Raw genomic sequence first — 12780 nt, forward strand, 5'->3', positions numbered from 1 at the left:
AGTCACTGGGGCGGCAAGCTCCTCGCGGCGCCGCGGTCACCGGAGGTGCGGCAGTACCTCGGTACCCAGCCGTCGTACGTTCTCCTCCGTGGCCGCAAGGTCACCCGAGCCCTCGGTCAGGAGGGCGAAACGGGAGATTCCGGTCCGCTCGGAGGTCGCGGCGAGCCGGTCGACGCACAGCCGCGGGGTACCCACCGGGTGCAGTCCGCAGAGCAGCTCGGTGTACGCGAGCGGGTCGCGCATCGAGCGGAACCGGCCGTCCACCGTCACATGGGCTTCCAGGCCCTGCTTCAGCCAGCCCGGCATCGCCTTCGTCAGCGCCTCCGCGGCGACGGTGCGGCTGTCGGCGATCTGGCAGACCCCGGCCGAGACATGGCCCGCCCCGGCGATCTCGTCGCCCGGCCGCCCGGCCGCCCGTGCGTGCTGCCGCCACAGGGCGACCATCTCGGCCTTCTCCTCGTCGCCGACATGCATCCCCAGCAGCATCGGCAGCCCCCGCTCGGCGGCCAGCCGGACGCTCGCCGGCGAGGTGCAGGCGACCACGACCTCCGGCCCGGGCACCTCCGTCAGCGTCGCCGTGAGCGCCTCCGACGGACGGGGTACGACCGTCACCTCACGGAACGAGAAGCGCGGACCGTCCGCCGACACGCGCGGTTCGCGCAGCCAGCGGACCAGCAGATCGAGTGATTCCGGGAAGCCCTGTTCGTACGCCTCCAGGCCCGACCCGAACACCTCCAGATCCACCCAGGGCCCGCCCCGCCCCACGCCGAGCGTGAAGCGGCCGCCGCTCGTCACATGCAGCAGCGCGGCCTGTTCGCCGAGGGCGACCGGGTGGACGGTGGGCAGCACGCTCACCGCCGTGCCGACCCTCAGCCGGCTGGTGCGGCCCAGCAGCAGCGCCGCCAGGGTGACCGCCGACGGACACGTGCCGTACGGCACGAAGTGGTGCTCGGCCAGCCAGACCGCGTCGAGACCGGCCTCCTCGGCCACTTCCGCCGTGCGCACCGCCCGGTGCAGGGCCTCCCCCTGGCCCTGGCCCGGGAACTGGGCGGCCAGCACAAAACTTCCTACGTGCATCGCATTTCCTGCTTTCCTGGCTCCGACCCGGAGCTCCCCCACCCGGCATAACCGTCTGACACGTGCCGAGGACACGGCCTGGCGAAGAGATTTGCGGATTGTCTGGAGAATGGGTCGGCCTGGAGGGGGACTTGTGCGGGTTGGTGCCCTACGCGTACCCCCGCCCGCGCGTCGTAGGCTGGACACAGCCCGTGCTTCCTGTATAGCCCCGAGAGGTGTCCCGTGTCCCCGCGTCGCAACCGACCCAAGGGCCCGAACGCAGCGGCCTCGTCCGGCCGGAGCGCCGAGGACGACCGCACGGACCGCTACGGCGGCTGGCAGTCCTCGGAGAGCTGGCAGGGCGAGGAATGGAGCGTACGGCATGTAGCGGGCGCCAGCGCGATCGGCAAGACGTACCGCTGCCCGGGCTGCGACCAGGTGATCCCCTCCGGCGTCCCGCACGTGGTGGCCTGGCCCGAGCACTCGGGCGTCGACGAGCGCCGGCACTGGCACAAGGCCTGCTGGAACGCGAAGGACCGCCGCACCACGCGGGTGCAGCGGTCCCGTAACTCGCCTAAGTTCTAGCCCTGTTACACGTCCCGCTTCTCCAGCAGCGCGCAGGCGCCCGCGAACGCGACGGCCGTCACGCCCAGGATGATCCACAGCGGGTCCCAGCCCGAAGGGCCTTCCTGGCTGAGCGAGTTGGAGTAGAAGATGCTCATCTGGTTCGGGATCGAGTACTCGAACAGGATCGTGCGCACCTTCTCCAGCGACGACGAGAACATGAACAGCGCGATCACCAGCGGGGCGAGCACCGCGCCGATCATGATCGTGATGGCGCCCGCCGAGTGCCGGATGACCGAACCGATGACCAGGGAGAGCAGCCCGAGCAGCGCGATGTAGAGGCTGACGCCGACGGTCGCCTTCAGCCATTCACCGCCGGTCGGCGTCCGGGCGGTGTCGCCCAGCATCGACACCTGCGTCATGGCGACGAACGAGGTGCCCGCGAGGGTGATCACGAAGGCGACGCCGAAGAAGACGATCGACTTCGCGGTGAGCACCCGTACCCGGGACGGGCAGGCCACCATCGTCGTACGGATCATGCCGGTGCCGTACTCCGAGGCCGTGGTCAGCACGCCCAGCGTGATGATGCAGATGCTGCCGAGCAGCAGTCCGAAGAAGCCCAGGGCCAGCGCGTTGCTCTCGGAGGGGCCGTCGGACGAGGAGGAGTTGCTGACCACCGCGCCGGCCAGGAGGCCGATACCGATGAGGAGGGCGACGAACACACCGAGCGTCCACATCGTCGAACGCACCGACCGGATCTTCGTCCACTCGGAGGAGATCGCGTGTCCGAGGTGCGTGCGCACCACCGGGATCGGCGAGTTGTAACCGGGGTACGGAGCGCCGGGCGCCGCCTGCCAGTCGGGCGCGGCCGGGGCCGCCTGCGGCATCGGGGGCTGCTGGGTGCTCATCGGGCGTCCTCGGGCTTGGTCAGGTCGGCGGGGGCGGCGGGGGCGGCGGGGGCGGCGGGAGCCGGTGTGGGCGCGGGCGCGGGGGCCGCATAGGGGTTGTACGGACCCTGCGGTGCGCCGTGCGCCCCGGAAGGCGCCCCCTGTGCCCCGTAGGGGCCCGGGAACGGCCGGCCGCCCTGCTGGGGCGGCGGCGGGGCGTACCAGCCGGGCTGGCCCTGCCCGGGCACCGGCATCGGCGGCTGTGCGCCGGGCGGCAGCGGCTGCTGGAGCCCGGCCTTCTCGTCGATCGTGGACCGGTAGTCGACGGCGCCCTGCGTCATCCGCATGTACGCCTCCTCCAGCGAGGCCTGGTGCGGGGACAGCTCCCACAGCCGTACGTCCGCCTCGTGCGCGAGGTCGCTGATCCGGGGCAGCGGCAGTCCGGTCACTCTGAGGGCGCCGTCCTGCTCGGGCAGGACATGGCCGCCGGCCTCGGTCAGTGCCGAGCTGAGCTTCTCGCGCTGCTGGGGCTCGGTGTCCGGGGTGCGCACCCGGGCGAAGTCGGCGGAGTTGGCCGAAATGAAGTCCTTCACGCTCATGTCGGAGAGCAGCTGGCCCCGCCCGATGACGATGAGGTGGTCGGCGGTCAGCGCCATCTCGCTCATCAGATGGGAGGAGACGAAGACCGTACGGCCCTCGGCCGCGAGCGACTTCATCAGGTTGCGCACCCAGAGGATGCCCTCGGGGTCGAGGCCGTTGACCGGCTCGTCGAAGAGCAGCACCTGGGGGTCGCCGAGGAGGGCCGCGGCGATGCCCAGGCGCTGGCCCATGCCGAGCGAGAAGCCGTTGGAACGCTTGCCGGCCACCTCCCGCAGACCCACCACCCCGAGCACCTCGTCCACCCGGCGGGCCGGGATGCCGGACAGCTGGGCCAGGCAGAGCAGGTGGTTGCGGGCGGAGCGGCCGCCGTGCACGGCCTTGGCGTCGAGCAGCGCGCCGACCTGGCGGGCGGCGTTGGGCAGCCTGCGGTACGGGTAGCCGCCGATGGTGACCGATCCGGCGCTCGGGTTGTCCAGCCCCAGGATCATCCGCATGGTCGTCGACTTGCCCGAACCGTTGGGCCCGAGGAAGCCGGTGACGGCTCCGGGGCGCACCTGGAAGGAAAGGTTGTAGACGGCGGTCTTGTCGCCGTAGCGCTTGGTCAGGCCGACAGCCTCGATCATGCTCCGCACCCATCGAAAGGATCAGGACAGCAGGGCAGACGCCCCCGTAAGGGTTAGGAGGATATCGGGATGCTGACGGTTCCCATCAAGAGCTGGCAAAGTCGGCCGGTACCGATCAGGTCATTGGGCGTCCCGCTTCTTCAGCAGGACGTACCCTCCGGCCAGTGCGGCGATCACCCACAGCCCCATGATCCCGAGCCCGCCCCAGGGCCCGTACGGGACGTCGTCGCCGGCCCTCGGCACCACCTGCATGATGTGGCTGCCCGCCTGGTCCGGCAGGAACCGGCCGATCTTCTTGGTGGCGTCGACGTTGCCGAGGATGTTGGAGATCAGGAAGAAGAACGGCATCAGGATGCCCAGCGACAGCATCGGCGAGCGCAGCATCGCGGCCACGCCCATGGAGAACAACGCGATGAGCGTCATGTAGAGCCCGCCGCCGACGACCGCGCGCAGCACCCCCGCGTCGCCGAGGTGCGCCCGGTGCGAGCCGAGCATCGCCTGCCCGAGGAAGAAGGCCGCGAAGCTGGTCACCATGCCGACGGCCAGGGCCAGCCCCGCCGCCACCGCGACCTTGCTGAACAGGAAGGTGGCCCGCTGCGGCACGGCCGCGAGCGAGGTCCTGATCATCCCGGTGCTGTACTCGTTGGAGACGACGAGCACCCCGAACACGATCATCCCGAGCTGACCGAGGGTCATCCCGGCGAAGCTGATGTTCGTCGGATCGAAGGAGAGCCGCTGCCGCTCCGGCATGTTGCCGAACTGGCTGTTCGCCAGCCCCGAGATCAGCGTGCCCAGGGCCACGGTGACCACCACGGCCAGCGACAGCGTCCACACCGTCGAGGCGACGGACCGGATCTTGGTCCACTCGGACCGCACGACCTGAGTGACGACCGCCATCTCACGCCCCCTTGTCCCAGCCGGCACCCCAGGCCTGCGGCACCGGGGGCGAGTCGGCGTGCGCGTGGTACTCCACGGACTCCGCGGTCAGTTGCATGAACGCCTCCTCCAGTGAGGCCTGTTGCGGACTCAGCTCGTGCAGCACGATCCCGTTCTGCGCGGCCAGCTCGCCGATCGGCTCGGCCTTCCCGCCCTCCACCTCCAGGGTTCCGGTCCCCGTCTCCACGACGGTGATCCCGGCCCCGTGCAGCACATCGAGCAGCCGCTCGCGCTGGGGGGAGCGGACCCGGACGTACGACCGTGAGTTGGCCCGGATGAAATCGGCCATCGAGGTGTCGGCGAGCAGCCGCCCCTGCCCGATGACCACGAGATGCTCGGCGGTCAGCGCCATCTCGCTCATGAGATGGCTCGAAACGAACACGGTCCGCCCCTGGGCGGCCAGCGATTTCATCAGGGTCCGGATCCAGTGGATCCCTTCCGGATCAAGCCCGTTCACCGGCTCGTCGAACATCAGGATCCGGGGGTCCCCGAGCAGCGCCCCGGCGATCCCGAGCCGCTGTCCCATCCCGAGCGAGAACCCCTTGGCCTTCTTCCTCGCGACGGCCGTGAGCCCGACGGTGTCGAGGACCTCGGCCACGCGGCCCTTCTCGATCCCGTTGCTCTGCGCGAGGCACAGCAGATGGTTGAAGGCGCTCCGCCCGCCGTGCACGCCCTTGGCGTCGAGCAGCGCTCCGATGTACGTCAGCGGGTCCTTGAGCTGCTCGTACCGTTTGCCGTCGATCCGCACGTCGCCGCCGGTGGGGTGGTCGAGTCCGAGGATCATCCGCATGGTCGTGGACTTCCCGGCCCCGTTGGGCCCGAGGAACCCGGTCACGATGCCGGGTCTCACGGTGAAGGTGAGATCGTCGACCGCCGTCTTGTCGCCGTAGCGCTTGCTCAGGCCCTCCAGCTCGATCATGCGGCCACGCTAGGACGGGGCCGCGGCGCCTGCCACCCGAGGGGGCCGGCCGGGTGCGGGCGCCGTGGGTACGTGCGGCGCCGTGGGGGTTGCTGCGCGACCAGCCCCCACCGGCCCGCGGCCGAACGACGAAGGCCCGCACCCCCGGAGGGAATGCGGGCCTTCGTGATGGTCGCTAAAACTTACCGGGACTGCTGAGCCGGAACCCCGCGGGAGATCGGCTCGTCCTCCGCCGGAGAGCTCGCGGCAGCCACCGCCGCCCCCGTCAGCGTCGCCAGCATCTCGCGGACGTTCGTCAGCTGCGCGTTGATCGAGTCGCGGCGGTTCGTCAGCGCAGCGAGCTCGCGCTCGGATTCCGAGCGGATCCGGTCGGCCTTGGCGTTCGCGTCGGCGACGATGTCCTCGGCCTGGCGCTGAGCCGTCTCGACGGTCTGGCGGGCGCGCCGCTCGGCGTCCGTGCGCAGCTTCTCCGCCTCCAGCCGCAGCTGCTCCGCGCGGTGCTCGATCTCCGCGAGGCGCTTCTCGGCCTTCTGCTGGCGGGACGCCAGGTCACGCTCGGACTGCTCGCGGCGCTTCGCGAGGTTCGTCTCGAAGTCGGCGGCGGCCTGCGCGGCCTTCGCACGGGTCTCCTCGAAGAGGGCGTCCGCCTCCTCGCGCTTGGACTGCGCGTCCTTCTGGGCCTCGGAGCGCAGCTGCGACGCGTCGCTCTTGGCCTTCTCGACGATCCGGACGCCCTCGTCCTCGGCCTTGGCCTTGCGCTCTGCAGCGAACGATTCTGCGTCGTTGCGCACCTGCTGGGCCGCCGACTCGGCGAGCTCGCGGTGCTGCTCGGCGGCCCGGCGGGCCTCCTCGCGCAGGTCCTTCGCCTCCTCCTCGGCGAGGCGGAGGATCTTCTCGACACGCGCGCCGAGACCGGCGTACGACGGCTCGGCGTCGGTTACCTGGGCCTGGGCGTTCTGCGTCTCGAGGTGGAGCTCCTCGATGCGCTTTTCCAGAGCGGTGATGCGGGCGAGAGCGCTGTCACGGTCGGAGACGAGCTTGGAGATCCGTTCGTCCACCTGAGCGCGGTCGTACCCACGCCGCACAAGCTCGAAGCCGTAGGGGGAAGTGTCGCTCATGGGTTTCCTGTCGAGTGAGACCGGTGAGGTGATAGGTGGAATCCTAGGGGCGAAAGCGGTGTGTCATCGAGCGGATGCGTGTTTGATCTGGAGAATGACACCCCTTTTGGGTGGCCGGCTGTGAGAACGCTTGCCAAAGCCTCTACCCAAGATCCGGGCAAATGCCTCAGAACGTTACAGAACCGGCCGTGGTTTCTAACCTTCTGATGACTTGCCACCCGATCGAGGGGCCCCCACCGTACTGCCCGCCTTGACTCCGCCGTCCTTGTTCGACGGGGCCTCGAAGGACTCCAACGCCTCCAGGACGTCCTGGACACGGGAGATCTCGCCGTTGATGTTCTCCCGCCGGCGCTCCAGGATCTCCAGTTCGCGCTTGCCCTCCTCGACCGTGCGCCGGGCCTCGCGGATCGCCTCCGCCTTGAGCTCCTCGGCCTCCCGCACGAGCGTGGCCTTCTTCAGCTCGGCCTCCTTGAGCAGCCCCTCCGCCTTCTTGACGGCGGCGATCCGGACCTTGCCCGCCTCGGAGCTGGCCTCCGAGACCAGGTCCTTGGCCTTGGCCTGGGCCTTGGCGAGCTGCTCCTCGGCGGCCCTGATCAGCGCGTCGCAGCGGTCGCCGGTGGACTTCATGGTCTCGGCGGCCTCGCGGCGGGCCCGCTCGTGGAGCTCCTCGATCTCGGTGGTGATGCGGTCGCGCAGCTCCTCGGCCCGCTCCCTTATGGCGGTGGCGTCCCGGCGGGTGCCGACGAGCAGCTCGTCCGCGTCCGTACGGGCCTTCTCCACCATCGAGTTGCCCTCGACCGTGGCTTCGGAGACCAGCCGGTCGGCCTCCTTGCGGGCCGCGCCGACCATGGTGTCGGCCTGCGACTCCGCGTCGGCGGTGGTCTTGTGGGCCTGCTGCTGGGCCTCGGTGAGCAGTTTGTCGGCCTCGGCGGTGGTCTCGTTGATGAGCGTGTCGACCTGCTCGGCCACGTCCTGGCGCCGCTTGTTGGCGTCCTTGCGGGCCTCGTCGAGGGTCCGCTCGGCCTCCGCGCGCGAGGAGTTGAGCAGGCGCTCGACCGCCAGCTCCGCGTCCGCCTTGAGCCGCTCGGAGTCGGCACGGGTCCGGTCGGCGTGCAGCTGGGCGGAACCGACCGTCTCGGAGGCCTCGGCGCGCAGCCGCTCCGCGTCCCCGGTGGCGTCCGCGATCAGCTTCTCCGCCTTGGCGATGGCGTCGGCACGGACGCGGTCCGCCTCGGCGATGGTCTCGTTCTGGAGCCGCTCGGCCTCGTTGCGTGCCTCGGTGATGAGGGTGTCGGCCTGGGTCGCCGCGTCCGAACGGATGCGGTTGGCGTCCTCCCGGGCCTCGGCACGTGCCCGCGAGGCGTCCTGCTCGGCCTGGGCGATGGTGTCGGAGGCCTCGGTGCGCACCCGCTGGGCGTGCGCGGACGCCTCGGACCGCAGCCGCTCCGACTCGGCCATGGCGTCGGCGACCGTGCGCTCGGCCAGCGCCTTCGCGGCCTCGGACGCCTCGTTCGACTCGCGCCGGATCCGGGTCGCGTCCTCGCTGGCCCGCTCCCGCTCGGCGTAGGCGTCGGCGCGGACCCGGTCCGACTCCTCCTCCGCCTCCCGGCGGGTGCGGTCCGCCGCGTGCTCGGCGGCCGAACGCAGCCCGGTGATCTCCTCCTGCGCCTGCTCGTGCAGCCCGGAGACCGAGTCCCGTACCTGCTGGGCGTGCTGTTCGGCGGCCGACACCATCTCGGTGGCCCGCCGGTCCGCCTCCTCGACCAGCCGCAGCGCCTCGGCCTGGGCCTCCTCGACCCGGTTGCGCGCCTGGGCCAGCAGGTCCTCGCTCTGCTCGCGGGCCCGCTCGCGCTCCTGGTCGGCCTCCTGACGGGCGGAACCGAGAAGTTCCTCGGCCTCGCGGCGCCGCCGGGCGGCCTCCTCCTGCGCGGCGGCCAGCGTCTCGGACGCCTCGGTGGACAGCCGCTCGGCGGCCGCCTGCGCCTCGGCACGCACCCGGTCGGCGGTGTCCTGGGCCTCCTGCTTGAGCCGCTCCGCCTCGGCCGCGGCCTCGGACCGCAGCCGTACGGCGATGGCCTCGCCCTCCGCGCGGGACGCGGACGCGTCGCCGGCGGCCTCGTTGCGCAGCCGGTCGGCCTCGGTCTCGGCCTGCTGCTGGAGCGTACGGATGCGTTCGGCGGCCTCGCCGCGCAGCCGGTCGGTCTCCTCGGCGGCCTCCCGGCGGATCCGGCCGGCCTCCTCGCGGGCCTCGGTGAGCGCCTGCTCGGCGCCCGTCAGCCGGTCCTCGGCCTCGGTGTGCAGCCGGGTCAGCTCGTCGGCGGCCTCCGCGCGCCGGGCCTCGACGCCCCGCTCGGTCTCCTCGCGCAGCTCGGCCGCGGCCCGCTCGGCGTCCGCCTTGAGCCCCTCGGACTGCTCCAGGACCTCCTCGCGGTGCCGGTCGGCCTCCTGCCGGGTGCGCTCCAGGGTCTCCTCGGCCTGCCGGCGCAGCGTGGTCGCGCGCTCGATGGCCTCGGTGCGGACCTTCTCGCTGTCCGTGGTGGCCGTCTGGCGGAGCTCGTCCGCGTCGGCCTTGGCCTTGGCGAGCAGCTCCTCGGCGGACCTGGCCGCCTCCTCGATCTGCTGGACGGTCTCACGCCGGGCCTCGGCGCGGATCGATTCGCCTTCGGCGACCGCGTCGGCGCGCAGCTGCTCGGCCTCGCCGCGCAGCCGGCGGGCCTCCTCCTGCAGCTCGACCGTCTTGGCGCGGTACTCCTTGGTGTCGTCCTTCGCCGCGCCCTTGAGCCCCTCGGCGATGTCGTGCGCCTCGGCGCGCAGCCGGTCCGCCTCGGACTCGGCCTCGGTCCGGATCCGCTCGGCTTCCTCAACAGCACCCTTGGTGGTCTGCTTGGCCTCCTCGGCCGCCCGGTTCAGGACGTCCTCGGCCGTCTTGGCCGCCTTCGCCAGCTGGGAGGCGCTCTCCTCGGCGGTGAGGCTGCGGGCCTTCTCGGAGGCCTCCGCGATGATCTTCTCGGCCTCGGCCCTGGCGTCCGCGACGACCTGCTCGGCGTCCGCCTTGGTGGCCTCGGCGTCCTTGGTGGCCTCGCTGACCAGCCGGGCGACCTGCTCCTTGGCCGTCTGGGTGCGCTGCTGATTGCTCGCCTCGGCGCTGGCGAGGGCCTTCGAGGCGTTCGCCTCGGCCTCGGTGACCAGCTTCTCGGCCTCGGACTGCGCCTTGCGCAGCGCCTCCTCGGCCTCCGCCATCCGCTGCTCGGCGGCCCGGCTCAGCTCGCCCGCCTGCCGGCGGGCGGAGTCCGACTCGTTGGCGGTGGAGTTGCGGAGCTGCTCCGCGTGGTCGGTGGCCTCCTGGGCCTGGGTGGAGGCGGCGTTCAGCAGCCGCTCGGCGTCCCTGCGGGCGCGCAGCAGGATCTGCTCGGCCTCGCCGCGCGCCGCCTCGGCGTCGCCGGCCACCCGCTGCCGGGCCTCGCCGGTCAGCCGTTCGGCCTCCGTACGGGCGGCGGACATGGCCTGCTCGGCCTCGGCCCGCGACTCGTCGAGGAGCCGCCGCGCCTGGGACTCCGTACGCGCGCGCAGCTGCTCGGCCCACGCCACGTTCTCGTTGACGTGCGACTCGACGGTCTGCCGGCGCTCGGCCAGCTCCTGGTCCAGCTGCTGGCGGCGGGTCACCGCCTCCTGGTGCAGCTCGGACTGCAGCCGCGCGGCTTGCTCGGCGTGCTCCTGGAGGATCCGCTGGGTCTGCGCCCGGGCCTCCGCGGCCACCCGCTCCGCCTCCTGGCGGATCTGGTCGGCCTGCATCTGGGCGTTCCGGAGCATCTGCTCGGCCTGATAGCCGAGGTCACCGCCGTCGAACGCGGGCCGGGACATGATGGTGCGGCGCGCCTCGTGCAGCTTGGCGCGCAGCACCTCGACCTGGTAGCCGAGGTCCTCGGCATGCTGGATCGCCTTTTCCCGCTCGGTCTTCAGCCGTTTCATCTCGGCCTCGAACCGAGAGAGGTGGTCGACGTCAGCCGCCGGCTCTCGCTCCTGGCTCTCGTAGCCCCGCACTGCGCGGTCCCATCCGTCCCCTGGTCGCAACCTTCTCCGAACGAGCTCCGTCCATCCGCCGAACGGGGCCCCCGGGGAATGGTGTCAGATCAACGGCGGAGCACGGGCTGCTGCCCCGACGCTCGTCCCCCGAAACCCGGACCCCGGCATGCGGCCGCCCCGGCCCTGCGAACCTGCGAAGGGACGACCGCCCCCAACCCTACCGGCCCATATGTACGAGGGTCAGTGCTCAGGTGACTCAACAGCCGCCGAAGTGACCAGTTCTGTCAGTACGCCGTGGCAATCCTTCGGGTGCAGGAAGGTGATCCGCGACCCCATGGAGCCGATCCGTGGCTCCTCGTACAGAACGCGTACGCCCTTGGCGCGGATGTCGGCCGCGTCGCCGTCCACATCCGCCGTACCGAAGGCGATGTGGTGGACACCCTCACCGTTCTTCGCGAGCCACTTGCCGACCGCCGAGTCCTCCCGGGTCGGCTCCAGGAGCTGCAGGTAGGAGGCGCCTCCGTCGGACGTCTCGTTGATCTTGAGCATGGCCTCGCGCACGCCCTGTTCCTCGTTGACCTCGGTGTGGAACACCTCGAAGCCGTACGTGGCCCGGTAGAACTCGACGGTGGTGTCGAGGTCGTGGCAGGCGATCCCGATGTGGTCGATTCGCGTCAGCATGGATTCAGTGCAGCGCCACCACGATGGTTACGCAACGTGCCAGCGATCACACTGACGGCCCGATGACGGCACGGAGTGCCACGCAATACATTCGAAGTAAACCCTCGTTCAGTCCTCGGCGGTGCAGCCGGTAAGGGGATTCGCAGCTCATGACTTCTGGAACCTCTGGAACAACCTCGGTGATCGTCGCCGGGGCGCGTACGCCCATGGGACGACTGCTGGGCTCGCTGAAGTCCTTCTCGGGAGCCGACCTCGGCGGCTTCGCGATCAAGGCCGCCCTCGACCGTGCGGGGATCGGGGGCGACCAGGTGCAGTACGTGATCATGGGCCAGGTGCTGCAGGCCGGCGCGGGCCAGATCCCGGCCCGCCAGGCCGCCGTGAAGGCCGGCATCCCGATGAACGTCCCGGCGCTCACCGTCAACAAGGTGTGCCTGTCCGGCCTCGACGCCATCGCCCTGGCCGACCAGCTGATCCGCGCGGGCGAGTTCGACATCGTGGTCGCGGGCGGCCAGGAGTCCATGACCAACGCCCCGCACCTGCTCCCGAAGTCCCGCGAGGGCTTCAAGTACGGCGCCGTCGAGATGCTCGACGCGATGGCGTACGACGGCCTGACCGACGCCTGGGAGAACATCCCGATGGGCGAGTCGACCGAGAAGCACAACACCCGTCTCGGCATCCTGCGCCCCGAGCAGGACGAGATCGCCGCCCTGTCCCACCAGCGGGCCGCCGCCGCCCAGAAGAACGGGATCTTCGAGGCCGAGATCACCCCGGTCGAGATCCCGCAGCGCAAGGGCGAGCCGGTCGTCTTCAGCAAGGACGAGGGCATCCGGGGCGACACGACGGCGGAGTCGCTGGGCAAGCTGCGGCCGGCGTTCACCCGTGACGGCACGATCACGGCCGGCACCTCCTCGCAGATCTCGGACGGCGCGGCCGCCGTGGTCGTGATGAGCAAGGCCAAGGCCGAGGAGCTGGGCCTGGAGTGGCTCGCCGAGATCGGCGCCCACGGCAATGTGGCCGGCCCGGACAACTCGCTCCAGTCCCAGCCGTCCAACGCCATCCAGCACGCCCTGAAGAAGGACGGCCTGGAGGTCTCCGACCTCGACCTGATCGAGATCAACGAGGCCTTCGCCGCCGTCGCCGTCCAGTCAATGAAGGATCTCGGGGTGTCCACCGAAAAGGTGAACGTGAACGGCGGAGCCATCGCCCTGGGCCACCCCATCGGCATGTCCGGCGCGCGTCTCGTCCTGCACCTGGCCCTGGAGCTGAAGCGCCGGGGCGGCGGGGTCGGCGCGGCCGCGCTGTGCGGTGGCGGCGGCCAGGGCGACGCGCTGATCGTGCGGGTGCCGAAGGCCTGAGCATTTCCCTTCTGCGAA

10 protein-coding genes are annotated in these 12780 nt (G+C 71.2%); 2 read left to right on the forward strand and 8 right to left on the reverse strand.

Annotated features, from left to right (window positions below):
• Positions 1–36: 36 nt before the first annotated feature.
• Positions 37–1077 (reverse strand): LLM class flavin-dependent oxidoreductase, encoded by a 1041-nt coding sequence (locus tag AB0D85_RS44455; protein WP_362334420.1) that lies wholly within the window; start codon positions 1075–1077, stop codon positions 37–39.
• A gap of 222 nt (positions 1078–1299) precedes the next feature.
• Between AB0D85_RS44455 and AB0D85_RS44460 the strand changes: the two genes are divergently transcribed.
• Positions 1300–1641, forward strand: a complete 342-nt coding sequence (locus AB0D85_RS44460; RefSeq protein ID WP_362334423.1) for an ATP/GTP-binding protein — start codon at positions 1300–1302, stop codon at positions 1639–1641.
• A 5-nt stretch (positions 1642–1646) separates the two neighbouring features.
• Here AB0D85_RS44460 and AB0D85_RS44465 read toward each other — a convergent pair whose 3' ends face one another.
• The 7 genes from AB0D85_RS44465 to mce all read right to left on the reverse strand — a co-directional run bounded on the left by AB0D85_RS44465 (position 1647) and on the right by mce (position 11407).
• On the reverse strand, positions 1647–2528 hold the full coding sequence (locus AB0D85_RS44465) for an ABC transporter permease (protein ID WP_362334426.1): 882 nt from the start codon (positions 2526–2528) through the stop codon (positions 1647–1649).
• Positions 2525–3730, reverse strand: coding sequence for an ATP-binding cassette domain-containing protein (locus AB0D85_RS44470; RefSeq protein WP_362334430.1), 1206 nt, complete (start codon positions 3728–3730; stop codon positions 2525–2527). Before AB0D85_RS44470 ends, AB0D85_RS44465 begins: the two co-directional genes overlap by 4 nt.
• Before the next feature lie 120 nt (positions 3731–3850).
• Positions 3851–4627, reverse strand: a complete 777-nt coding sequence (locus AB0D85_RS44475) for an ABC transporter permease (RefSeq protein ID WP_362334433.1) — start codon at positions 4625–4627, stop codon at positions 3851–3853.
• Position 4628: 1 nt separating this feature from the next.
• On the reverse strand, positions 4629–5585 hold the full coding sequence (locus AB0D85_RS44480; protein WP_362334437.1) for an ATP-binding cassette domain-containing protein: 957 nt from the start codon (positions 5583–5585) through the stop codon (positions 4629–4631).
• 182 nt (positions 5586–5767) lie between these two features.
• Complete coding sequence (locus AB0D85_RS44485; protein ID WP_089098739.1) at positions 5768–6703, reverse strand: cellulose-binding protein; 936 nt, start codon at positions 6701–6703, stop codon at positions 5768–5770.
• A 195-nt stretch (positions 6704–6898) separates the two neighbouring features.
• Complete coding sequence (gene scy / locus AB0D85_RS44490; RefSeq protein WP_362334442.1) at positions 6899–10744, reverse strand: polarized growth protein Scy; 3846 nt, start codon at positions 10742–10744, stop codon at positions 6899–6901.
• A 222-nt stretch (positions 10745–10966) separates the two neighbouring features.
• Positions 10967–11407 carry a methylmalonyl-CoA epimerase gene (mce, locus tag AB0D85_RS44495; protein WP_362334446.1) on the reverse strand — a complete coding sequence of 147 codons (441 nt, stop codon included), beginning with the start codon at positions 11405–11407 and terminating at the stop codon, positions 10967–10969.
• Positions 11408–11556: 149 nt separating this feature from the next.
• On the opposite strand from mce, the gene AB0D85_RS44500 reads away from it, so the two are divergent.
• Positions 11557–12762 (forward strand): acetyl-CoA C-acetyltransferase, encoded by a 1206-nt coding sequence (locus AB0D85_RS44500; RefSeq protein WP_362334449.1) that lies wholly within the window; start codon positions 11557–11559, stop codon positions 12760–12762.
• Positions 12763–12780: the final 18 nt, after the last annotated feature.

Source organism: Streptomyces sp. NPDC048277, from assembly GCF_040652235.1.
GTDB lineage: Bacteria > Actinomycetota > Actinomycetes > Streptomycetales > Streptomycetaceae > Streptomyces.

Bases quoted from the DNA above. Each gene is read 5' to 3' on its own strand.
- AB0D85_RS44465 (WP_362334426.1), bottom strand. From the start codon at position 2,528: ATGAGCACCCAGCAGCCCCCGATGCCGCAGGCGGCCCCGGCCGCGCCC.
- AB0D85_RS44500 (WP_362334449.1), top strand. From the start codon at position 11,557: ATGACTTCTGGAACCTCTGGAACAACCTCGGTGATCGTCGCCGGGGCG.
- AB0D85_RS44485 (WP_089098739.1), bottom strand. From the start codon at position 6,703: ATGAGCGACACTTCCCCCTACGGCTTCGAGCTTGTGCGGCGTGGGTAC.
- AB0D85_RS44470 (WP_362334430.1), bottom strand. From the start codon at position 3,730: ATGATCGAGGCTGTCGGCCTGACCAAGCGCTACGGCGACAAGACCGCC.
- AB0D85_RS44480 (WP_362334437.1), bottom strand. From the start codon at position 5,585: ATGATCGAGCTGGAGGGCCTGAGCAAGCGCTACGGCGACAAGACGGCG.
- AB0D85_RS44455 (WP_362334420.1), bottom strand. From the start codon at position 1,077: ATGCACGTAGGAAGTTTTGTGCTGGCCGCCCAGTTCCCGGGCCAGGGC.
- AB0D85_RS44475 (WP_362334433.1), bottom strand. From the start codon at position 4,627: ATGGCGGTCGTCACTCAGGTCGTGCGGTCCGAGTGGACCAAGATCCGG.
- mce (WP_362334446.1), bottom strand. From the start codon at position 11,407: ATGCTGACGCGAATCGACCACATCGGGATCGCCTGCCACGACCTCGAC.